Origin of the sequence: Pseudomonas sp. HPB0071 (genome assembly GCF_000478505.2) — a bacterium.
Taxonomy (GTDB): Bacteria; Pseudomonadota; Gammaproteobacteria; order Pseudomonadales; family Pseudomonadaceae; genus Chryseomonas; species Chryseomonas luteola.
This window is the reverse complement of the sequence record NZ_KI517367.1, coordinates 530,875-552,413: the sequence shown is the minus strand read 5'-3', so window position 1 is coordinate 552,413 and position 21,539 is coordinate 530,875. Positions and strand designations below refer to the sequence as shown.

Annotated in this window: 18 protein-coding genes; 8 read left to right on the top strand and 10 right to left on the bottom strand. The window is 57.9% G+C overall.

Going from position 1 to position 21,539, the window contains the following annotated elements:
* Nucleotides 1-8: 8 nt before the first annotated feature.
* On the bottom strand, nucleotides 9-1,469 hold the full coding sequence (gene dacB / locus HMPREF1487_RS02770) for a D-alanyl-D-alanine carboxypeptidase/D-alanyl-D-alanine endopeptidase (RefSeq protein ID WP_010795075.1): 1,461 nt from the start codon (nucleotides 1,467-1,469) through the stop codon (nucleotides 9-11).
* A gap of 268 nt (nucleotides 1,470-1,737) precedes the next feature.
* On the opposite strand from dacB, the gene HMPREF1487_RS02765 reads away from it, so the two are divergent.
* The 6 genes from HMPREF1487_RS02765 to HMPREF1487_RS02740 are packed head-to-tail and all read left to right on the top strand — an operon-like array spanning nucleotide 1,738 to nucleotide 12,746.
* Nucleotides 1,738-2,127 (top strand): hypothetical protein, encoded by a 390-nt coding sequence (locus HMPREF1487_RS02765; RefSeq protein ID WP_010795074.1) that lies wholly within the window; start codon nucleotides 1,738-1,740, stop codon nucleotides 2,125-2,127.
* Nucleotides 2,118-2,909 (top strand): cellulose biosynthesis protein BcsQ, encoded by a 792-nt coding sequence (gene bcsQ / locus HMPREF1487_RS02760; RefSeq protein WP_010795073.1) that lies wholly within the window; start codon nucleotides 2,118-2,120, stop codon nucleotides 2,907-2,909. The genes HMPREF1487_RS02765 and bcsQ overlap by 10 nt, the downstream gene beginning before the upstream one ends.
* A gap of 10 nt (nucleotides 2,910-2,919) precedes the next feature.
* The gene (gene bcsA / locus HMPREF1487_RS02755; protein WP_010795072.1) at nucleotides 2,920-7,293 is read left to right on the top strand and encodes a UDP-forming cellulose synthase catalytic subunit; all 4,374 of its coding nucleotides are present in this window, start codon (nucleotides 2,920-2,922) and stop codon (nucleotides 7,291-7,293) included.
* Between the two features lie 2 nt (nucleotides 7,294-7,295).
* The gene (locus tag HMPREF1487_RS02750; RefSeq protein WP_010795071.1) at nucleotides 7,296-11,267 is read left to right on the top strand and encodes a cellulose biosynthesis protein BcsC; all 3,972 of its coding nucleotides are present in this window, start codon (nucleotides 7,296-7,298) and stop codon (nucleotides 11,265-11,267) included.
* Entirely contained in the window at nucleotides 11,267-11,728 is a 462-nt protein-coding gene (gene bcsD / locus HMPREF1487_RS02745) for a cellulose biosynthesis protein BcsD (protein ID WP_010795070.1), read from the top strand. Before HMPREF1487_RS02750 ends, bcsD begins: the two co-directional genes overlap by 1 nt.
* Nucleotides 11,718-12,746, top strand: coding sequence for a family 8 glycosyl hydrolase (locus HMPREF1487_RS02740; RefSeq protein WP_037029628.1), 1,029 nt, complete (start codon nucleotides 11,718-11,720; stop codon nucleotides 12,744-12,746). The genes bcsD and HMPREF1487_RS02740 overlap by 11 nt, the downstream gene beginning before the upstream one ends.
* A gap of 42 nt (nucleotides 12,747-12,788) precedes the next feature.
* On the opposite strand, the gene HMPREF1487_RS02735 is transcribed toward HMPREF1487_RS02740, so the two are convergent.
* The 6 genes from HMPREF1487_RS02735 to HMPREF1487_RS02710 form a co-directional block, all read right to left on the bottom strand.
* The gene (locus HMPREF1487_RS02735; protein ID WP_010795068.1) at nucleotides 12,789-14,120 is read right to left on the bottom strand and encodes a deoxyguanosinetriphosphate triphosphohydrolase; all 1,332 of its coding nucleotides are present in this window, start codon (nucleotides 14,118-14,120) and stop codon (nucleotides 12,789-12,791) included.
* A 110-nt stretch (nucleotides 14,121-14,230) separates the two neighbouring features.
* Nucleotides 14,231-15,409 (bottom strand): EAL domain-containing protein, encoded by a 1,179-nt coding sequence (locus tag HMPREF1487_RS02730; RefSeq protein WP_010795067.1) that lies wholly within the window; start codon nucleotides 15,407-15,409, stop codon nucleotides 14,231-14,233.
* A gap of 134 nt (nucleotides 15,410-15,543) precedes the next feature.
* Complete coding sequence (locus tag HMPREF1487_RS02725; protein ID WP_010795066.1) at nucleotides 15,544-15,897, bottom strand: hypothetical protein; 354 nt, start codon at nucleotides 15,895-15,897, stop codon at nucleotides 15,544-15,546.
* Nucleotides 15,894-16,289, bottom strand: coding sequence for a phage holin family protein (locus HMPREF1487_RS02720; RefSeq protein WP_010795065.1), 396 nt, complete (start codon nucleotides 16,287-16,289; stop codon nucleotides 15,894-15,896). Before HMPREF1487_RS02720 ends, HMPREF1487_RS02725 begins: the two co-directional genes overlap by 4 nt.
* Nucleotides 16,290-16,305: 16 nt before the next feature.
* Nucleotides 16,306-16,686, bottom strand: coding sequence for an ElaB/YgaM/YqjD family protein (locus HMPREF1487_RS02715; RefSeq protein WP_010795064.1), 381 nt, complete (start codon nucleotides 16,684-16,686; stop codon nucleotides 16,306-16,308).
* A 96-nt stretch (nucleotides 16,687-16,782) separates the two neighbouring features.
* Nucleotides 16,783-18,738, bottom strand: coding sequence for a monovalent cation:proton antiporter family protein (locus HMPREF1487_RS02710; RefSeq protein WP_010795063.1), 1,956 nt, complete (start codon nucleotides 18,736-18,738; stop codon nucleotides 16,783-16,785).
* A 193-nt stretch (nucleotides 18,739-18,931) separates the two neighbouring features.
* Between HMPREF1487_RS02710 and HMPREF1487_RS02705 the strand changes: the two genes are divergently transcribed.
* Together HMPREF1487_RS02705 and HMPREF1487_RS02700 are read left to right on the top strand one after the other, a co-directional pair.
* Complete coding sequence (locus HMPREF1487_RS02705; RefSeq protein ID WP_010795062.1) at nucleotides 18,932-19,174, top strand: glutaredoxin family protein; 243 nt, start codon at nucleotides 18,932-18,934, stop codon at nucleotides 19,172-19,174.
* 251 nt (nucleotides 19,175-19,425) lie between these two features.
* Nucleotides 19,426-19,686 carry a DUF3509 domain-containing protein gene (locus tag HMPREF1487_RS02700; RefSeq protein WP_169715110.1) on the top strand — a complete coding sequence of 87 codons (261 nt, stop codon included), beginning with the start codon at nucleotides 19,426-19,428 and terminating at the stop codon, nucleotides 19,684-19,686.
* A gap of 157 nt (nucleotides 19,687-19,843) precedes the next feature.
* Here HMPREF1487_RS02700 and HMPREF1487_RS02695 read toward each other — a convergent pair whose 3' ends face one another.
* From HMPREF1487_RS02695 to HMPREF1487_RS02685, 3 genes are all read right to left on the bottom strand, one after another.
* Complete coding sequence (locus HMPREF1487_RS02695) at nucleotides 19,844-20,338, bottom strand: hypothetical protein (protein ID WP_010795060.1); 495 nt, start codon at nucleotides 20,336-20,338, stop codon at nucleotides 19,844-19,846.
* 15 nt (nucleotides 20,339-20,353) lie between these two features.
* Complete coding sequence (locus tag HMPREF1487_RS02690; RefSeq protein WP_010795059.1) at nucleotides 20,354-20,632, bottom strand: DUF3509 domain-containing protein; 279 nt, start codon at nucleotides 20,630-20,632, stop codon at nucleotides 20,354-20,356.
* A 193-nt stretch (nucleotides 20,633-20,825) separates the two neighbouring features.
* Entirely contained in the window at nucleotides 20,826-21,497 is a 672-nt protein-coding gene (locus HMPREF1487_RS02685) for a haloacid dehalogenase type II (protein WP_010795058.1), read from the bottom strand.
* Between the last annotated feature and the right edge of the window lie 42 nt (nucleotides 21,498-21,539).

The following is a 21,539-nucleotide window of genomic DNA, read 5'->3' as shown; positions in this document are numbered from 1 at the left end:
CGCTGTTCTCAGCGAGCAGCAGTGCTGTCCTGCTTGGTACGGTTGTACAGATCCACCATAACCTGATCCAGTACGCTGGACGCACCCCAGAGACGGCTGCTGTTCAGAATCGCAACCACCGCCCACGTCCTGCCATTGGCATCCCGGCTGAAGCCGGCCAGGGCACGTACGTTATTGAGCGTTCCCGTCTTCATGTGGGCCTGTCCGAGCAGGGGTGTATTCTTCAGGCGCTTGCGCAGCGTGCCGTCCATGCCTGCAATGGGCAGGGAAGAGATGTATTCGTAGGCATAGGGGCTTCGCCAGGCTGCCTGAAGAATCAGGCCCATTTCCCGCGCGCTGATGCGCTCATCGCGGGACAGTCCCGAGCCGTTTTCCATGACTAGGTGCGTGGCGGTGATACCTTTGCGGGCCAGCCACTGACGAATCACACGCTGCGCCGCTACGCCATCATTCGCGTCCGCGCTGGTGCGGTATTGGGCACCAATGGACAGGAACAGCTGTCGCGCCATGGTGTTGTTACTGTATTTGTTAATATCACGAATGATCTCGACCAGATCAGGCGAAAAGGAGCGAGCCAGCAGCTCTGCGCTCTTGGGTACTGTACCCTCCCGGTCCTTGCCCATGATGGTGCCGCCCAGTTCCTTCCAGATGGCGCGTACGGCACCTGCGGTATAGCTTGGGTGATCCAGCAGTGACAGGTAGCTCTGAGCGCTACAACCGCTAGGCAGGTTGCCCGTCACGATGAGGGCTGTACCGTCCGTTTCCGTGACTGGGTTGAACCGTATTTCAGGCCAAGCCGGGCATTTGCCCTTGCCTACGGCCTTGACCTGATTCTCAACCCGCACATTGGTCAACGGCGGGTCCATCGAGACGCTGGCCTTGCCATCATCGGCACGAATGACCATGCGGACCGACTTCAGATTGACCATCAAGGCATCCGGGCCAACCAGGAACGGCTTGTTCTCATCGTTGCCGTCATCGTTGAAAACAGGAAGTTCGGGTTTGATGAAGCGGCCGCGATCCAGAACCAGATCCCCGTTGACCTGGGTGACGCCATTGGCGCGCAGATCACGCATCATCAGCCACAGCTTTTCCATGTTCAGCTTTGGATCGCCACCGCCCTTGAGATAGAGGTTGCCGTTGAGCACTCCGTTGTGGAGCTGGCCATCGGTATAGAACTCCGTCTTCCACTGATAGGTAGGACCTAGCAGTTCCAACGCCGCAAATGTCGTAATGAGCTTCATGGTAGAAGCAGGGTTTACGGAAACATCGGCATTGTAAAAGTCAGCGCTTCCGGCAGCATCCAGCGGAATCATGACCAGGGACAGCTCGTCATTGGCCAGTTTGTTCTTTTGCATGAGCTGCTGCACTTTAGGTGGCAGCACGGCAGTGTCAGCATAGGTCAGAGCGGGTAAGCCCAGAGGCAGAAGGCCTAGCGCAAGTGAAACGGAGCGGAAGAATTTCAGCATTAACAAACCCCAAAAGAAGGCTGGGCCGAGATGAAAAGGTGATAGCCGAGCGATCTGTTACAAGAAACAGACATTATGCAGCAAACCGGTTTATAGCCAATACAGCCTGTGAAATGACTAGCACGCGTTGTCAGCTTTCCGCCTGTAGGGATTAAACAGCCATTTATCTGGCGGATCTCCATAATGTGACAAATATCGCAAAAGATAATGATCGATTGTGCATTAGGTATTAAAATGATAGCAAATTGCCATACAGACGATTGCTATCATGAGCGAGCGGGACATCCGGGACTACATTAACAGCCTTAATGAAGAAAACCTGAGCCGGCAGTCTGGGGCATCGGCTCAAGCAGGGGATACGCTAGGGTGGGCACTTCTCGAGGCCACTGCCTCGCCTGTTGATCAGCCATTACCTGTTATCCATTCTTCTTCTGCGGTCTCTACCGAGGCCATTCCAGTGGTGACGAGCAATCCCTTACAAGAGGCGCGTGAGCCCTCGTCAGGCATCGCTCCTCCGGTGGATGTCCAGGCCAAGCCTGCCTCAGGCGCTCACCCGTTTGGCAATATCTTCAAAATTAAACCGGCAGTGGACGAGGTAGACCTTCAACCTCAGGGCTCTCTGAAAGCGCTACTCAAGAGTATTGCCACATGCCGTTAATCTGTGTTGCCTCTCCCAAGGGCGGTGTAGGCAAGACGACCGTGACGGCCAGCCTGGGGTATGCACTTCAGCGTCTAGGGCGTCCAGTAGTGTTGGTTGACTTCGACGTGCAGAACGCTTTGCGCCTGCATTTTGGGTTGCCGCTCGGGCTGAGTCAGGGATTTGTTGAAAGCGCTCTGGCGGGCGCAGACTGGCGGCAGCTAAAGGTAACCTCTCCAAGCAATATTCAGGTGCTGCCATACGGACGGGTTAGCGCAACGACGCGTCTGGCGTTCGAGCACCGCCTGCTCAATGATCCTTCTTTTCTGAAGGAAGGGCTGGCAGATCTGCTCACGATTCCCAATGTGATTGTATTGGCAGATACGCCGCCTGGCCCAAGCGCTTCTCTGAGCGCACTTATCCATCAGGCGGATCTCTGCATAGCGGTACTGTTGGCCGATGCAGGCTCGGTTGCATTGCTGCCGGACATCGAGTCCGGTGAGTTCTTTGGCAGTGCTGGAACGGAAACCGTGCGCTATGTAGTCAATCAGGTGGATCGGCGGCGGCGCCTCAATCGAGACGTCTCGGTGTTTCTGCAGGCGCGCTGCGGTGGTGCATTGCTGGGCATGATTCATCGTGACGAGTCACTGCCTGAGGCGCTGGCAAGTCAGCAATCGGTTTTCGCATTCGATTCGGCATCGGCCGCCGCCCATGACCTCGATATGCTTGCGCAGCGATTGCTGGCCGCGCTTGAGCAGCAGACCACACCTGTATCTGATACGCGTCAACGGCAGTATTCCTGAGGAATCAAGGATGAATTCTGGAGTCGGAAAGCTCGCAGCCAGCGGGCTTGTTGTTCTGGCGTTGCCTGTCCTTGCACTGATCATCATGGTGCCGATGAGTATCGAGATGCAGCTGCTGCTGAGCGTGGCTGCCATCCTGTTTACGATGGTGCTCAAGCGCAACCCTTCTTCCCGAATCACTTTGACGCTGGTGGTCATTTCGATCACGCTTTCGACACGCTATCTCTACTGGCGTACCACCGAGACGCTGCATTTCAGCAATGGCGTGGAGTGGGTTCTGGGCATCGGTCTGTACCTGGCCGAGGTCTATGCCTGGATCATCCTGCTGTTGGGCTACTTCCAGAGTGCCTGGCCGCTTGAGCGCAGGCCCAGCCGTCTGCCAGCCGATACCTCGGTGTGGCCAAGCGTGGATGTCTACATTCCGACCTATAACGAGAGCCTGAGCGTAGTACAGGATACGATCCTGGCTGCCCAGAATCTGAATTACCCGGCCGACAAGCTCAGGATCTATGTACTCGATGATGGTCGTCGACCCGAATTTGGTGCATATGCCGCTGCCGCAGGCGTGGGGTATATCGTTCGGCCGGACAACAATCATGCGAAGGCCGGTAATCTCAACCATGCGATGACCAAGACCCACGGCGACCTGATCTGCATCTTCGACTGCGATCATGTCACGACCCGGGTTTTCCTGCAGGCCACGGTCGGGCAATTCCTCGATGACCCCAAACTCGCCTTGGTGCAGACGCCACATCACTTCTATTCGCCAGACCCGTTTGCCCGCAACCTCAGTACCCAGGGTAAGGTTCCCAGTGAGGATGAGCTGTTCTATGGCCCGATTCAGAAGGGCAACGACCTGTGGAATGCCACGTTCTTTTGCGGTTCTTGCGCTATCATCCGCCGCAAGGCCCTGGAGGATACGAACGGATTTGCCGTCGAGACCGTAACCGAAGATGCGCATACGGCGCTCAAGCTGCAGCGCAAGGGATGGAACACAGCCTTTATCAGCGTCCCCATGGCGGCAGGCCTTTCAACAGAGCGCCTGGCCTTGCATGTCGGTCAGCGTATGCGCTGGGCGCGAGGCATGACGCAGATCTTCCGGCTGGATAACCCGCTGCTCGGGCGGGGCCTAGCATTGCCTCAGCGGCTCTGCTATCTGAACGCCATGCTGCATTTCCAGTTTGCCCTGCCGCGCTTTGTCTTCCTGACATCGCCGCTGGCCTTCCTGCTGCTGGGGCAGAACATCATCGCTGCCTCGGCGCAGACCATTTTTGCCTATGCGTTGCCGCATCTGGTGCTGTCGATCCTGACAAACGCCCGTATCCAGGGTAAACACCGTCATTCCTTCTGGGGGGAAATCTACGAGACGGTGCTGGCCTTTCACCTGATCAAGCCCACGCTCTATACGCTGTTCAACCCCAGGAAGGGCAAGTTCAACGTGACGGACAAGGGCGATCTGCTGGACCGGGGCTTCTTCGATTTTCCTGTGGTGAAGCCGCACCTGATTACGGTGGGCTTTTTGTGTGCTGGCATCCTGTTTGGTATTGCCAAGTATTTCTGGATCGAAGCAATTCGGCCGGATCTGTTCACGCTGATGCTCAACATTGGCTGGACAGTCTTCAACATGTTGATCCTGTTGGCGGCCATTGCAGCGGCACTCGAGACCCGGCAGGTGCGCCAGACCGTGCGGCTCGCTGTCAATCTGCCGATTCTCATGTACCTGGCCGATGGCCGTGTGGTGCGCAGCGAGTCGGTGGATATTTCCATGGGTGGCGCGCGGCTTCGTTATAAGGGCGGTGAGTTGTCCGCGCCAGTCGAGGAGATCGAGATCCAGTATGGCGAGTCGCCTCTGATCCTGGGCACAGACATGGTCAATGCCCGCGATGGCTATGTGCAGTTGCGTTACAAACCCCTCTCAATTGCCCAACGCCGCGATTTGGTGGCTATCGTCATGGGGCGGCCAGATGCCTGGCTCAAGACGCACCCAACACAGGAAGATAACCCGCTGCGCTCATTGTGGAATGTGATCCGATCGGGCGCGCTACTGGTCAGGCGGCCGACCAGACGCTTGCCCGGCAACGCAACCAAGGCTCGCAAGCCACGGGGATTTGCCAGGGCGCTGATGCCTGCCGCCGCCCTGGTGGTTGTTGCCGTGCTGTGTATTATTTCCTTGCCGTCCAAGGCTGATGAACAGCCCCTTCCGCCGCTCCCGGCCTTGCCGCCACCCGTCAGTACAATAACCTCTGCTGGCATGCCTGCTATGCCCGGCAGGGTTGAATCGATCAGCCTTAGCCGGTTGGGCGTGTCCGATGCACTGATCTTGAAGGGGCGGCGAGGGGAGGCGGGCGTAGCTTTTTCCATCAACCGCCAGCAGGTGGTTACAGGCGCGACGCTGCACCTGCGCCTCAGCTATTCCGACAAGCTTTTAGCCGAGAGCAGCGTCCTGCAGGTATCGGTCAACGATGAGCTGATTCAGAACATTCCATTGGTACCTGCTACCGCCTCGGGACTGGACGTCGACCTGCCCATCAATCCGCTACTTCTCCTGCCTTATAATCGGCTGAACCTGCGCCTTGATGCGCATTATTCACAACAATGTGAGAACCCGTTACATCCTGCGCTGTGGGCCAGAATAGACCCTGCCTCCACGTTGGAGCTGGCTCTGGAGCGGCTGCCTATTACGCGCGATCTGGCGCTGCTGCCGGCACCCTTTTTCGATGAGGCGGACATGAGCCGCCTGCGCCTGCCTGTGGTACTGCCCGATCAACCTGAAGCGGGTGAGATAGAAAGCGCTGCGATGGTCGCCTCTTGGTTTGGTATGCAGTCCCGCTTTCGTGGCGCTGAATTTCCGGTCAGCTTCAATGAGCTGCCGATGGGGAATGCCGTTCTCATTGGCACGGCACGCGAATCCTTTACAGGTTTAACCCTGCCAGCGATTGAGGGTCCCATGCTGGCCGTGGTCGATAACCCCCGTGATTCCCTGGGCAAGCTCCTGCTGGTGCTGGGGCGTGATGCATCGGAAGTCCGCGTCGCCGCTCAGAATCTGGTACTAAGGTCGGATCGTCTGAAAGGGGAAGCTGCTAATTTAGCGCCGTTTTCGATCCCGGCCCGCCGGCCTTACGATGCGCCGCGCTGGATCTCCAATCAGGTTACCCGCTTCGCTGATCTGGCAAAGCCTGAGGCGCTGACCAGCGACAATCTCTTTCCAGGTGTCATCAAGATAGGTTTTCGCGCTGCACCCGATAACTTTCTCTGGGAAGGCGACAATGTGCCGATGCGCATACGGTTTCGCTTCCCCGAAGGGGATTGGTACGACGCCGCACGCTCCCGACTGGATGTCTCACTTAACGGGCAATACCTGAGTTCAGTATCGGTACTCAAGCCGGGCCTGTATGAAAAGGTAAAGTCACTGCTGGGCTACCCCAGCCGCCAGGAAGATGCAGTGATCGAGGTGCCGCCGTATCTGATCTATGGCGATAACCAGCTAGGGTTTTACTACAACCAGCAGGTCACCAGCACCGAAGACTGCAACCTTGTGCTGCCGGAGTCAGCGCATAGCTACATCGACGGCGACTCAGTGATTGACCTGAGTGGAGCCAAGCACTTTTCACAGCTGCCCAACCTGTCTTTCTTCGTTGGCGCCGGCTTTCCCTTTACACGTATGGCCGATCTTTCCCAGACGGCGCTCATTCTGCCTCATTCACCCCGCGCCAGTGAGATTGAGGCCTTATTGACGCTGATGGGGCGTTTCGGTGATGCCACGGGCTATCCTGCCCTTAACGCAACCGTGCTCTTGGGAACCACACATCTGCCTGAAGTCGCGGACCGCGACTGGCTGGTGGTTGGCCAGATCAGTGATCGGCTGGATTTCAAGACGCTGTTCCAGGGCTCGTCCTTCACACTCACCCAGAACCGGCTTCGTATCCAGCCGCTCACGCCAACCGGCATGCTTGAAACAGTATTGCTGGGCGACTGGGATCGCCAGATAGATGCAGCCGACCGCACGCTGGCGGGCTATCGGGATTTTCAGGGGTTTGTCAGCCGCCAGTCACCCCTCAACAACAAGCGCGTCGTAGTGATGGCATTGGCTAGCCAGCCAGAACGCCTGCCTAATGTCATTACCTATTTGAACAGCCCGGAACACAGCGCCGAGATCAGAGGCGATATCGCCTTGTTTGGCCGTGATGGTCAGGTGGAGAGCTTTCGTACCGGGCTGCGCTTTACCTATGGCGAGTTGCCTTGGTTCATGTATGTGCGCTGGCTGTTCAGTGAGCGGCCCCTGGTCCTGATGGGGTTGTTGTTGCTTGCAGCAGTGCTGGCGGCATTTGGGCTTCACACATTGCTCAGGCTCCAGGCCCACAAGCGACTGGGCAAAAGGAATTGATCATGCCGAAGTATGCGCTGAAAACCTTATCGGTCGCGATGCTGTGCGCGCTCAGCGGAATGACCTATGCCAATCTGCCTGATACGGCGATTGCAAATCAGGGTATAGACGTTTTGCTGCAGCAAGCCAGCTTTTGGCAGAGCCGCAACCGGCCGGACATGGCTCGTCAGGCGCTCGACCGTGCTTTACAGGTTGATCCGGCATCCGAGAAGGTCCTGTACCGCCAGGCTCAGCTTGCCCTGGGTACTGACAGGGCGGCCTACGAAGGCTGGTTGCAGAAACTCAAACAACTGCACCCGGACAGCGCCCGCATCGAGACCCTGCAAAACCAGGCGCAGGCCAAGACGATTGATCGCAGCGAGTTGCCGCAAATACGTCAGCTGGCAAGCCAAGGTAAAGCTGACGAGGCTGCCCTGCGCTACAGAACGCTCTTCAACGGCAATCCTCCGCCAGATGACTTGGCGCTTGAGTACTACCAGACGCTTGCAGGCACAAAAAACGGTTGGGTGCAGGGGCGCGAGGGGTTGGAGCAGCAGGTTCGCCGCAATCCAGCCGACCTCAAGGCGCGTCTGGCGCTTGCCGAGGCGCTGACCTACCGGGACGAGACGCGGCGGGAGGGAATCCATCAGCTGGCCGAACTGTCAGGCTCGGTGCCTGAGGCGCGGCAATCCTGGCGACAGGCGCTGCTGTGGTTGGGTGCGGAATCTTCCGATCAGGCGCTGTATGAGCGCTACGCCCAGGTCAATCCGAATGATGCCGAGGTCGTTCAGCACTTCATGACGGTGGTCAACGCTCAGGCCGAGAGCGCCCAAGGGCAGGCAAGGGCAGCAGCCTTCAAGGATTTGAACGCAGGTCGGCTCGATGTGGCTGCCCGTAAATTCCAACAGGCGCTTCAGGAAGATCCACAGGATGCCGAGGCCTGGGGCGGCCTGGGGATCATCCAATTGCGCGCCCAGGATTACGAAGCGGCCAAGCGCAGCCTTGAGCGGGCCAGTCGTCTTGATCCGACGCAACGTGCTCGTTGGGCGGAGGCCATAGGTAACGCCGATTTTTACGGCCAACTCACCGCCGTGCGCGCTTTACGTGACCGGGGCCGCCTGATGGAGGCCGAGCAGCAGGCCCGGGCGCTGGCGCAGGCAACAGGTGAGCAGGGGCGCTCGGGCAAGCTGCTTTATGGCGACATTCTGCTGCGTAATAGCAAGGCAGTCGAGGCGGAAGCCGTTTATAAACCTCTATTGAGCGCGCGCCCGGATGACACTGCCGCGGGGTTGGGGCTGTACAACAGCTATCTCATGCAACAACGCAGTGCCGAGGCGTTGGCGTTGCTCAAGGCGCACCCTGCCGTGGCCAAACAGGCAGCAGGCAGCCTTGAGCAGGTAGAAGCGCAGGCCTTGAGCGAGCGTGCCCGCAAGGCATCCGTGGCCGGTAATAATGAACAGGCGCTGAAACTCTATGCGCAGGCCCTGGCCATTGCGCCAAACAGTCCCTGGATCCGCTTGGCCTATGCACGGCTGTTGCACGGTTCCGACCCGGTACAGGCCCAGGCGCTTATGGAGCCGGATACGCGCCGCAACGATCCGGAAGCCTTGCACGCCGCCGCCGTATTCGCCATTGAGCAGGCGCGCTGGGAGGATGCCCAGCGCTATATCGAGCGTGTTCCTTTGCCGGCTCGTACCCCGGACATGCTTCAGTTGATCGCGCGTACCGAAATAAACAGCCGTATCGCCCGCGTACGCAGGATCGTCGCCGGTGGTAATCCGATCCAGGCGCGCCAGGCCCTGCGCGAACTCTACGATAATGCGCCTTCGGACCTTGGTGGACGCGGCGCTGTAGCTCAGGCGCTGGCAGATATGGGGCAAACGGCCTGGGCATTGTCGCTGGTCAGAGCATTCGAGCGTGACGATGGCCAGCAGCCAGTCACCCATTATGTGCCTGTCGTTTCAGTGTTGAGTCAGGCCGGTCAAACGACTGAAGCCGATCTGCTGCTGCACCAGCTGGAGCGTCGCGGGCGATTGTCGGCAGTGGATGAGGCCAGCCTGGTCGGCTTGCGCCGGGGGATTGCTGTCAATCAGGCAGACTGGATGCGCAAGCGCGGCGACAACGCCGGAGCGTATGACCTGCTGATGGCTGCATTGGCACAGTCGCCGCGCGACCCGGACCTGCTGTTAGCGATGGGACGCCTCTATGATGGCGGACACATGCCCAAGGAGGCGCTGGGTGTGTACGAATACGTACTGGCGCAGACCCCTGCCAACGAGGACGCCATAAAGGGTAGTGTGAATGCCGCCCTGGCATTGAACGATCCGGCACGCGCATCGGCCATTCTCAAGAAAGCCGGGCGTACTGACGATGCCACCTCGCTTTACCTCTCAGCCCGTATCGCCCAGGCTCAGGGTAAGACAGACACCGCCATCGAGCTTCTGAAAGCGGCTCAGCGCAAGCAACAGGGCGTGGTCCCCCAGGCGTCTGGTTCGTCTGCCGAGTTGGCCGCCTTGGGGCAAGGCAATCCATTCCGCAAGGAGTATGCGGTGGCTGGCTCGCCTTTGATACTGGCCGATGCAGGCGCTGATTTTGCTGTTCCAGGCTATCTGCACACGCAGCGAGCCTCTTCAGGTCTACCAGCTGATCCATTGATGACCGATATTCAGCGAACCTTGGCGGATCTTCAACAGGCGCGGATGCCCTTCATCCAAGGAGGCATGAACATTCGTGCACGGGATGGCGATACCGGCCTGAGCAGGCTGACTGAAGTCAATGCGCCGTTGACGGTCTCGCTGGTGCCGTTCGGTAATACCCGGCTGGAGCTTACCGCCATGCCTGTTTCTGTCAGCGCAGGGTCGGTGGAGGGCGACAGCGCCAACCGGTTTGGCTCCGGTAGTCTCTATCGGCAGATGGCGTTTAACTTCGAGCAGAAGGTTACGACGCATTTTCTCGAAAGCGTCAATTACAGCCGAACCAACATGACGGCGGCTGACCGGCAAACCGCTGCGCAAAGTGTGCGTAATGAGCTGTTGAACGCGGATACCGGCAATGCGCTGGGTGGAAAAGGTCGCGCTTTGCTCGAAAGCCTTGTCAATAACCGCGCCAGCGCCGTGATGGCGCCCTACGAGCCGGGTTCGCAGTCCGACTCCGGGGTAGCGCTTAGCGCCGCAATCAGGCATGAACAATTCCAGGCAGATGTCGGCACGACCCCGCTCGGGTTTGAGAAGCAAAACCTGGTAGGAGGGTTCAAATGGACGCCCAAGGTCGGGGATAACGGCAAGTTGTCCCTGGCCGTCGAACGGCGCGCAGTAACAGACAGTGTCTTGTCCTATGCAGGTGCCAAGGACCCGCTGACGGGTAAGCGCTGGGGTGGCGTCACCAAGACCGGTATAGCGGCTGAGTACAGTTACGACGATGGCGATGTGGGGGCTTACTATGGTGGCGACTACTTTATCTATCGGGGAGAGGGCGTTGCCGATAACCAGGCCCTGGGAGTCCACGCCGGTGCCTACGTTCGCCCCATCCATGAGACTGACCGTGAACTCAAGACAGGGATTCACCTCGGCTGGAATAGCTTTGACAAGAATCTGAGCGGCTATACCGTCGGGCATGGCGGGTATTTCAGCCCACAAAATTACGTAGGCGTCTCGTTCCCGATCGAATACACCGCCAAGTACAACGACAAATGGGACATGAAATTCAACGTGGCGCCCGGATTTCAGGCGTTCAATCAGAAGAGTGAGGACTACTTCCCGACCGACAAGGCCTTGCAGTCGAGCATGGAGTTCCTTGCAGGGCAGGGCTATGTCAGCAGCGCCCGATACAAGGGCAGCAGTGACAGCGGGCTTGCGCTGAATGCGGGCGCTAAACTCGAATACAGCCTGGGCAAGCAGACCAAGGTAGGCGGCGCGCTGAGTTACGATACCTTTGGTGATTACTCCGAAACCACAGGACAACTCTACTTGAAACACAACCTGGAGAACCTGCCGTAATGCAGTCCAAGGATATTGAACAGGCGACGCTTGCCTATTTGTCCACGCGAGAAGAGCGGGGGCGGTGGGGCAGCCTTATTCTGACGCTGATCAACCAGATGTATGAGTCGGCTGGCAGTACCGATGCGCTGGGTTTTCTGCGACTGGTAGGGGCTCGCCTGGGCGAATCCATGGCGTTAAGCGAGCAGCCTACACTTGAGGCATTGGAGAGGGTTGTCAACGAGCGCTGGAAGGCCATGGATTGGGGCTGGGTACGCTTTGGCGTGCAGGGCAAGGCCATCGAGATCGTGCACGGTGGCTATCCAATACTTGAGTCTTCCGAGCGCTGGACCCGGAGCCTGGCTGCCGTATTGGAGGGTCTATATGAGTACATATTCCAGGCGCAGGGAGAGGAGCATCGGCTGCAGGTTCGTCTGCTGGAATCGCCCGAAGGCGCGCTGGTGTTTCGCTGTGCAGGTTAGAACATGGCGATGTGTCCTCCTGGCTGTGCTTTGTCTGGCCTCAGCCCTTGCCTCAGGTGAGCCCTTGAGCTGCCAGCAGGGTTGGGACATCTATCAGCAGCGGTTCGTGACGGTGCAAGGACGTGTTACCGATACGGGTAACCAGGGCATCAGCCATTCCGAAGGCCAGGGCTACGCGATGCTGATTGCGGAGGCCAATGGTGATCGCAGGGCGTTTGACCGTCTTTGGAGCTGGACGAAGCAGACCCTGCAGCGTGAGGACCGATTGTTCTCGTGGAGGTACGACCCAAAGGCAAATCCTGCCGTCACCGATCGCAATAACGCATCCGATGGGGACCTCCTTATCGCCTGGGCCTTGCAGCAAGCAGGTGAGCGTTGGCAGAACCCTGCCTATGCAAAGGCTTCGAAACAGATTCGTGACGCCATTGCAGCGCATCTGATCCAGCGCGACCAGGGCTATACGCTGCTGCTGCCAGGTCTGGAAGGGTTCAAGCGTCCAGACGGAACCGTTATCAACCTGTCGTACTGGATCTTTCCTGCCTTGCAAGCCTTTGCGCGGATCGAACCGGAAGGTCCCTGGACGGCGCTTTTCCAGAGCGGCACGCAATTGCTTCAAGCCGCGCAGTTTGGTGAGGCCAAATTACCATCTGACTGGATCGCCCTGGGAGCTGACGGCACCCTGAAGCCTGCCGAAGGCTGGCCGTCACGCTTTGGATTCGATGCCGTCCGCGTGCCGCTGTATGGCGCCTGGGCAGAACTTGGCAAGCGCGGTGAGTGGCGCGCAGTCAGTACGTTCTGGCACAGCAAGGATCCGGCTTCACCGCCTGCCTGGGTCGATCTGGCCTCTGGTGAGGTTGCACCCTATGCGGCCTCCTGGGGAGTGCTGGGTATTCGCGCGCTGCTCGATGGTCAGCCGCAATCCTTGCAGGCGGAAGTGTTGAAGCAGGAGGATTATTATTCCTCGTCCCTGCTGATGCTCAGCCAGATAGCGCAGGGTAACTGCGGCAAGGCTCGCTGAACTCTTCAGCCGCTCGTTTTCATGAGCGGCTGAAGAGCATGGTCAAACAGGGCTTGAGCGTCCTGTCATCTCGCGAGCCATTTCGGTGGCGTAGCTGTCCGTCATGCCGGCGATAAAGTCGATTACCCGCATGAACGAGCGGTGCAGCGGCCAGTTCGGGTCCGGCGCGCTGTTGCCTAACAGGTCCAGAATGCGCCGGTGCTTGAAGGATGGCTCACGGCCGCGATGCTGTTCAAGCGCTGCGCCACAAAACGCATTGAGCAGAATTTCAAGCGTGGTATAGGCACCGATTTCATGCAGTGTCTTGCGCTTGTCCTGGAAGATCTTTTCCCGGGCCATGGCTTTGGCGCGCTGCACGCACAGCTTGGCGGGACCATCCATGTGTTCGACCAGATCGTCCTTCAGGGTACCGGCCAGCAGGGCGTCCTGTTGTTCGACAAAGGCGCGTGCCGTGGCATTGGTCAGGTGTTCGATGGCCTTGCCACGCAAGATGGCCAGCTTGCGCCGACGCGAGTCCTGTGGGCCGAGCTGGCGATAGGTTTCGGGCAGATCATCGCCTACGAGGCCCAGCAGCAGGGCTTCCACTTCGGCATAGGTAAGCAGATCCATTTCCAACCCATCTTCCAGGTCGATCAGCGCATAGCAAATGTCATCGGCCGCTTCCATCAGATAGACCAGCGGATGCCGCGCCCAACGCTCCTCGCCAAGCAGAGGAATACCCAATTTGCTGGCAATCTGTTCAAGCAGCGGCAGCTCGCTCTGGTAGCAGCCAAACTTGTGTTTCTTGTAGCCGGGTGCCTCGGCATAGCGGGACGTCCAGGGGTACTTCAAGTAAGTCCCCAATGTGGCATACGTGAGGCGTGTGCCTCCATCGAACTGGTGGTACTCCAGCTGTGTCAGGACACGAAAGCCTTGGGCATTGCCTTCGAAGTGCAGGAAATCGTCGCGCTCGATGTCGCTCATGTCATCCAGCCAGCCACGGCCGGCCGCTTGGGCGAACCAGTGGCGAATCGCATCTTCCCCCGAGTGTCCGAAGGGAGGATTGCCGATGTCGTGCGCCAGGCACGCTGACTGCACGATTACCCCCAGATCGCTGGGTTCGCACCAGTCCGGCAACTGATGACGCAGGCTTTCGCCTACGCGCATACCGAGCGAGCGGCCTACACAGGCGACTTCAAGACTGTGGGTCAGTCGGGTATGGATATGGTCGTTGCTGCTGACCGGATGCACCTGCGTCTTACGTCCCAGGCGGCGAAAGGCGCCTGAGAAAATGATACGGTCGTGATCTTTGTGAAACGGGCTGCGGCCCAGTTCGGCGGTGCTGTGCACAGCCTTGCCGAGGCGCTCGCGGGTTAGAAGTGTTTGCCAGTCCAAGGCCTACCTCGCAACAACGGTTTTCGTGTGGCGTACCCTAGCAGGCTTGTGCCTGTAGGCGATACTGGGGCAATGCTTACACGATAGACCGTTCTCGATCAGGCAGGTTTTCAGATCTGGGGCTCCGTCAAAAGCGAGGCGTCAATGTCGATCAGCAGAAGCCGCTGCCCCTGGGCAATGAACTGGCCTGCCGTCATGCAGTACTGGTTGGTAGTGGCGTCCCGGTAGGTAGTGGAGAGATTCAGGCGGCGCTCATCCACGCCCTCGGCAAGCAGGCTGTAAAAGTATGGGCGCCATGACCAGTTGTGGTTCAGGTAGCGACGATTTTCCTGCCAGAACATGCCGTTCCATTCCAGATTCGGGCTTATCTGGGTGCCATGTCGATCGCACTGATACAGGCGCAGCAGCCAGGGCAGGTCATGGGGAAGGGGAAGTGCGCTGATCATTGACCTGTTTTCTGCCCAGGGACGCACCTCCTGGATAAAACGGGCCAGTTGCTGGCGCAACATCATGAGCCTTGTACGCTCTCGTAGCTTGCGCTGCACATAACGTGTTCGCAGGGCTGCAAAGCGCTCGACATGGGTCCCGGTTGGTTGAAACTGCTCAGCCGCTTGCGCAAAAAGAAAGCCTTGTATGTAGCGAGCGCCACATTCCAGTGCGAAATCAAGCTCTTCTTCCGTCTCAACCCCTTCGGCAATGATCCAGCAGCCAATCTTCTCAGCCATCAGGGCCATGGCTCTGACGACTTCACCACTGGGTCCACCCCTGGCCGCGGCTTGGAACAGGCGCATGTCGAGCTTGAGGATATCCGGTGCCAGGTCCATGACGCGATCCAGCTGTGAATAGCCTGCACCAAAGTCATCAATGGCGATTCTGGCACCGGCGGTACGGTAGCGATGAACCACGTCCAGTAAGCGTTGTTGATTACCTGCCAACTCGGTGATCTCAAACACGATACGCCGAGGGTCAATCCCCTGGCGTTCGACCTGCTTCAGGCTCGGCAATGGGTGATCCGCACGGGCGTGGCTGATCCAGCGGGGGGAAATATTCAAGCTCAGAAACCAGTCTGGTGGCGCGTCGCGGAAGCGGCTCAGGGCATTATCACGGATGTCTCGATCCAGCTGGCGCAGGTCTATGGGTGAAACCGTACGGGACGCGAACAGTGGGCCTACCGACTGACAGCTACCGTCTGCCTGACGCAGGCGGCCCAAGGCTTCTACGCCGGCGATCTGTCCGGTTGCGGTATCGATGAAGGGTTGAAAAAAGGCGAGAGGGTATCCTGTGAGCACGGGGTCCTTCCTGCGGATTAGGTCTGCCGTGAGCTGACCTGAGGTTGAAAAGAGGGTCTCTTTTCTCTCGCAAGAATGCGGCCAATATTCGCTAGGATAGAGCAGGCATATGGCGCATCCGTGCGCCAGTATTCCTAAGGGTAAGGGTGATGAGTACCCTGTTGCGCCGCGTGCTGCGCGTGCTGATTATGACGCACGGTCTGGTAACGCTTGACGAAGGGATACACGGCAAGACCTATCCGCGCCAGGCGTCCAATGGGCCCCAGGCGCTTACCAAACAACGATAGAAGCAGCGTCGCACCAATCACCAACGGCCCCTTGGACTGAGTGACCACGTCCTTGGGACGAACCATCTCCTTCAAGGTCCCGAGCGGATTGTGCAAGGGCTCGGCGTTGTAAACGATCTGCTGACGGTACAGCTCCATGCGCAGCCGTACCATTTCCTTACGCTTCTGACGGCCAACAGCCGCCGTTAGAGGTTGGTTCATGGCAGTAGGCGCTCCCGATTACGGGCCAGCTCTTCAAGCGTGGCATGGAACGGAGGATTCCCCTTTATCAGGCTCATGGCCTTCCAGACACACAGCGCCATCGCGACGGCGTAAGCGGCGGAAAGCAGAAGGGTTGCCAGCAAACGGTGAGTATCCCAGAACGCAATGATGACGGCCGCCGATAGCCCCACCAGGACTAGCAAACCGAAAATCAGGCTCAGGCCGGTCAGCAGGAACAGCTTGAAGGTGCGAACCTTCTCTTCCTGAACCTCGATACCCAGCAGCTCGAGGTGACTCTGGACCAGACCGACTGCCGCACCTGCCATCCGCTTCAGGGACGGCTTGGGTACTTCGTCTGGTATTTCATGGGGATTCGGCGGTGTCATGTCCATTCATCCCACTCCTTTATCAGCGACGGGTGAATAACAGGCCTACTACAAAGCCGATACCGGCTGCGATGCCTACGGACTTCAGCGGGTGCTCGATAACGTATTCTTCAGTGGTTTGAACAGCCGCACGGCTTTGATCGTACACGGAGGCCTGCTGGGCTTTCAGGGTTTCGCGAGCGCGGGCCAAGGTATCAGTCAGGCGGTTGCGGGCTTCATCCATCTGCTCGCCCGAAGACGATGTCGAACCTTTGAGCAGGCGCTCGGCATCTGCAATCAGTGCAGAAAACTCGGCAGTAATTGCATTCTGAACATTACGCAGGTTTTCACGGTGAGTCTGCTTTTGAGTGCTGGAATCGGTCTGGTCTTCCTGCGAGGGTGGAAGAACGCTTTCCATCGTCATATCGATACTCCTTGCAAAGATCGTGAAAGATTGAATTTCATTTGCTTCAGCGGGTTCGAACCTGTCTGGGTCGCAAAGGTTCCGTTTGTCGCTCTTTCATGACATACCGGCCAACAAGCGGGCCTCGGCCTGCTCCAAAGCCGCGACCGGCCCTTTGAGCAGCACGGTGTCATGGGCTTTAAGGAGTAGCTCCGGCGTGATGATCAGCTCCGCGCCATCACGGCGGATGGTTTCCAGACTAAGTCCCAGCGCCTCCAGCTCCAGAGAGCCCAGGGGCCGCCCGACCGCATGGGCATTATCGGGAAGATAGATGGCATGCAGCATGATGCGGCTGTTGCGGTGAGCATCCAGCACATCGGCTTGTGCGCCTTGGTAATAACCTTGCAGCAGGCTGTAGCGCTCCCGCCGAATAGTGTCGATACGCTCCTGGACGTGGCGCTCTGATAACCCCAGGAGAAGTAGCGCCTGAGATCCCAGCATCAGGCTTGACTCAAGCAGTTCGGGAACAACGGCACTGGCACCTGCAGCGCGCAGGTCGGCGTTGAGGCTGCTGTCTCGTGTGCGCACCAGGATAGGTAGATCCGCCCGTTGCTGACGGGCCAGGCGAACAATGGCCAGCGCCCGGGATGGGTCGTCTACCGCAACAACCAATAGACGAGCATGGGCAATGCCTACGGCCTCCAGGAGCTCGGTACGACTAGAGTCTCCATAATGAACGCTTGCCTCGATAGCCACGGCTTCCTGGACCCGAACAGGATCGTTATCCAGCGCTGTGAACGGTATTTTCTCCAGACTCAGCAGGCGGGCGATCGACTGCCCGACCCGGCCGAAGCCGCAGATGATCACATGCCCGGCGAGACCCTCGCTGGCACTGGCAATGTCCGAGACGGGTGTTGGGCTGACCAGCCCCAATGATCGGGCCAGCCGCGAAGCATTGCGCAGCAGTACAGGCGCAATGGCCATGGAAATGAAAACAGCCGTCAACAGCGCACCGGAGAACATTTCTTCCACCAGTCCTTCCTGCCTGGCCTGCGCCACCAGTGCAAAGCAGAACTCGCTGCCCTGGGCCAGCGCCACGCCCGTGCGCCAGCCGGTGGCGTTATCGCCAAAGCGGTTTCGAACGACCAGTGCCACGATGAGTGCCTTCAGGACGACCAGTGCTAGGACCAGGAGCAGTACGAAACCAGGTTGGCGTATGACGACCTGTATATCGATCAGCATGCCGACACTGATAAAGAACAGGCCTAGAAGCACATCTCGGAAAGGACGCAAATCCGCTTCGACCTGATGCCGATAATGGCTCTCGCCCAGCAGCATCCCTGCCAGAAATGCGCCAAAGCCCATGGAAAGGCCCATCAGGTGCGTGAGCCAGGCGGTGAGCAGGACGATCAGCAATGCCAGCAGCAGAAACAGCTCGGCGGAGCGGGAGCTGCCGATTTCACGAAACAGGGGAGGCAAGAGCCAGCGGCTGGCCGCCAATAGGGTGATGAACAGGACGGCCGTCTTGCCCAAAGTAAGGGGAAGGGCCCAATACCACACGGTATCGGCATGCCCGCTGAAGACCGGAATCAGGGTCAAAAGCAGTACCGCGACCACATCCTGAAAAAGCAGGACGCCTATGGTGTTCTGACCATGGGGCGTCAGCACTTCGCCCAAGGTGGAAAGCTCTCGCGTCACGATGGCGGTTGAGGACAGTGACAGTCCAACCCCTAACAACGCGGCAGTTCCGGGCGAGGCGCCCAGCAGATTCAGGAGCAGTGCCAGCGGAATGCTGCATAGCAGAATCTGGAAACTGCCCAACCCGAAGACGACCCGACGCAACGCCAGCATGCGAGGCAGGGAAAATTCCAGGCCTAGCATGAAAAGCAAAAACACGACGCCCATCTCGGCAATCAGGGGAAGAGACTGATCCGGCTGAACCCAGCCCAAGGCATTGGGGCCCAGGACCAGACCTACGAACAGATAGCCCAGCAAGGGCGGCAGTCCGACTCGGCGTATTAGCGAGATGACCACCAGGGACGCCGCCAACAGCAAGAGAAGATCAATGAACACGTAGGCCTCACAGTCAGGTTACGTCACTAAGTCGACCACGTAATGAGGGGTTATCTCCCCTTCGAATACGCCAAGCCCCGTGATGATGAGCAAAAGTCTAAATGAGCCAGCGTAAACTCCATTGAGGTATATCAATGCTTGGCTTGCTCAAGCCGTACCATACTGAAAGATGTTGCACGTTTAGGAGGTGGCCATGAGCCCACATTGTCAGTTGTTGGTTACCGCAGCCTGCCACCTCTGTCATGACGCTGAAACGGTCCTGATGCCCTTCGTTGAGCATGGTCTGCTGGTCGAAACCGTTGATATTGTGGAATTGGACGGAGGCGTGGAGCGGTACGGCATGCGAATTCCGGTACTGCGTCACTTGGAAAGTGGACGGGAGCTGGATTGGCCGTTCAGTTGCGAACAGATCGCCACCTTTTTAATGCAGGATTAGGCCAGAGTTATTACTGTTGATGGAGGCAAGGAAGGGAGTTGTATGACACTGCTTCGTCTTTAAACCGCCCATTTTGCCGGTAGATGGCGCATTGATAGCAGCAGGATCGCGACTTCTATTGCATTTTTTCGTGAATTTCAAGTTTTTGTTGTGAACTCTGGCTTCCAAGTCACTGTCTTTCTCATCGCATTCATAAAACGTAAAACTATTTAATGAATGGGGGAATGATGAATAGCGCAACTGAAAAACTGATGACTGCCTTTCCAACTTACGAATGCTCGGTAACTGAGCCTCGTCCTGACGGAAGCGTTGTGTTCTGCGTACAGGATTTGGGCAGCGATGCGCGAGTTACGCGTGTGATTTCCGCTCGCCAGCTAAGCGATGACCGCGCGCTGCAAATCGTGATCGACGATATGCGCAAAGACGTCTCGCTTCGCGCGGGGGCGTTGGCACCGCAATCGTTGGCTACCTTGCGAGCCACGGGCGCTACCGTAATGCGTTATGCTGATTGAGGCATAGGCGTCTGTCTATGACAGCGTGTTATTGCGCTTGCTCAATCGACATCCAGCAGGCTTTGCCTGTTGGATGTCATGCGTGTTGATTTAGAACAAAAAACCCGCCACTAGCGGGTGTTGCTGTTGCGCTAAAAAGTAGGGCTGGCCATTGACGCTAGTACTTACACCCCATCAAGCGACAGCCCTTGCAAGGCAGATCTGCAGGGGCTGTCGTTTCCTCCGGACAGGTGTCCGGTTTTTCAAGACCTGTATCCCAGACTGGAAAACCCAGGCCCTGCGCAGCCAACGCGCGTCGGGCTGCCGAGACAGTACCTTTCAGCGAGCCGGGTTCGCTGTATTGCACCTGACGAATGCGTGTTGAGCGGTAGGCGACGCGTCCGTAGAGATCAAGCACGCTAAAGGAAAATGTTCCCTGCAGGTCAGTCAGTGTTGGCCACACCTTGAGCGGGGCCAATGCGTCTGCCAGCTCATCACATGCCAACGCATAGCGTGTCGCCATGATCGCGTCGGTAACGACCGTATTTTCTTTGGACGACAGGTTCGTCGCGTCAGCTAGCGGAATTACCGTATTAAAAGAGGAGGGCGCGCCGATCGACTCACCATGATCATAAGTCATCGAGACACCACCAAGGCCGTTGGGTGAAGACATGCAGCTACTACTTGCTCAGCGGGAGATCGAATACGTCTTGTAGGGCGACAGGGAGGCCAACAGCTCCGGTACACCACAGCCACTGTCGATCGCCATGCCCAGGCGAATGCCATCGATGACGCGGTCCAGCTTTTTCGGCGTGTGCAGTTGCTCTTTGGTAATCAGACGACGAGCCTTGGTGCCGGTATCGTCCGAAAGGGTCAGCGTGACGCTTCCATCCATGCGCTCAATACGGAAATTGACGCGGTAATCAGCTTCGAAAGCCGCAGCGATAACTTGAAAAGGATTATCCATATGCCTCACCTGATAGCCACACCAACGTTACGGTTTCATTGACATAGGTCAGGTCCGCAAAGTTCTACGTTTTTTTTCTGTCTGCGACAGATGCGCATGGGTATACAGTTTGGCTGTGATCTCTGCCTGCCGTGGAGGCCGCGGCATTAGTCACTGATGGGCTCAGGAATCAGTAACATACAGAAACATCTATTCAGGCTGACTCCAGGGTCAGTATCTGTTCGACGACTGCCGTCAGGTCAGAACCCTGAACTGTAGGTGGCGCCAATGGGCTGGGTACCTGTTGAGCAGTGCGTGAAACCAGTGCGGTCTTGAAGCCTGCGCGTTGGGCGCCGGCGATGTCCCAGGCATGCACGGCAATCAGCCACAGCCGTTTTGGGTCTGTATTCAGGGTTTTGGCAGCCTGGAGATACGCAGGCGCATCCGGCTTTAGAGTCTGAGCATCTTCTGCCGAAAGCACTTCATCAAAATAGCCACGCAGTCCAGCGGCGGATAATTGGGCATCAACCAGCTCGCGTGCATTATTGGACAGGGCGACTATTCGAGCCCCTGACTTGCGCAACTGCTCAAGCGCTGGCTCGACATCGGGGTGCGCTGGCAGCATACGCATGGCGGTTTTAACGTGGTGGCGATCGGCTTCTGACAGCTGAACCTGTTCACGTTGCGCCAGCATGGTCAGCGCAGCCTGCCCAGCTTCCTCGAATGAAATGCTAGGGCCAGTAATCGTAGCGGTCATGGCGTTCTGCAGCGTCTGGGCAAACCAGGCACTACGCGCTGTGGATGAACCAAAGGTCTGGAAAAAGACCGAATCCAACCCTGCCAGATCCAGCAGTGTTTCATTGATATCGAACAGGCAACAGGTCATGGGCGTTCCTTACGTATGAGTCTAAGGTGGACAGCCTGTTGT

What these genes read in the sequence shown, in the direction of transcription:
- HMPREF1487_RS02695 (WP_010795060.1), bottom strand. Translation starts at nt 20,338, where the DNA reads ATGTCTTCACCCAACGGCCTTGGTGGTGTCTCGATGACTTATGATCAT.
- HMPREF1487_RS02690 (WP_010795059.1), bottom strand. Translation starts at nt 20,632, where the DNA reads ATGGATAATCCTTTTCAAGTTATCGCTGCGGCTTTCGAAGCTGATTAC.
- HMPREF1487_RS02720 (WP_010795065.1), bottom strand. Translation starts at nt 16,289, where the DNA reads ATGGACATGACACCGCCGAATCCCCATGAAATACCAGACGAAGTACCC.
- HMPREF1487_RS02700 (WP_169715110.1), top strand. Translation starts at nt 19,426, where the DNA reads ATGACTGCCTTTCCAACTTACGAATGCTCGGTAACTGAGCCTCGTCCT.
- bcsQ (WP_010795073.1), top strand. Translation starts at nt 2,118, where the DNA reads ATGCCGTTAATCTGTGTTGCCTCTCCCAAGGGCGGTGTAGGCAAGACG.
- HMPREF1487_RS02705 (WP_010795062.1), top strand. Translation starts at nt 18,932, where the DNA reads ATGAGCCCACATTGTCAGTTGTTGGTTACCGCAGCCTGCCACCTCTGT.
- HMPREF1487_RS02725 (WP_010795066.1), bottom strand. Translation starts at nt 15,897, where the DNA reads ATGAACCAACCTCTAACGGCGGCTGTTGGCCGTCAGAAGCGTAAGGAA.
- bcsA (WP_010795072.1), top strand. Translation starts at nt 2,920, where the DNA reads ATGAATTCTGGAGTCGGAAAGCTCGCAGCCAGCGGGCTTGTTGTTCTG.
- HMPREF1487_RS02765 (WP_010795074.1), top strand. Translation starts at nt 1,738, where the DNA reads ATGAGCGAGCGGGACATCCGGGACTACATTAACAGCCTTAATGAAGAA.
- HMPREF1487_RS02715 (WP_010795064.1), bottom strand. Translation starts at nt 16,686, where the DNA reads ATGACGATGGAAAGCGTTCTTCCACCCTCGCAGGAAGACCAGACCGAT.
- HMPREF1487_RS02685 (WP_010795058.1), bottom strand. Translation starts at nt 21,497, where the DNA reads ATGACCTGTTGCCTGTTCGATATCAATGAAACACTGCTGGATCTGGCA.
- HMPREF1487_RS02750 (WP_010795071.1), top strand. Translation starts at nt 7,296, where the DNA reads ATGCCGAAGTATGCGCTGAAAACCTTATCGGTCGCGATGCTGTGCGCG.
- dacB (WP_010795075.1), bottom strand. Translation starts at nt 1,469, where the DNA reads ATGCTGAAATTCTTCCGCTCCGTTTCACTTGCGCTAGGCCTTCTGCCT.
- bcsD (WP_010795070.1), top strand. Translation starts at nt 11,267, where the DNA reads ATGCAGTCCAAGGATATTGAACAGGCGACGCTTGCCTATTTGTCCACG.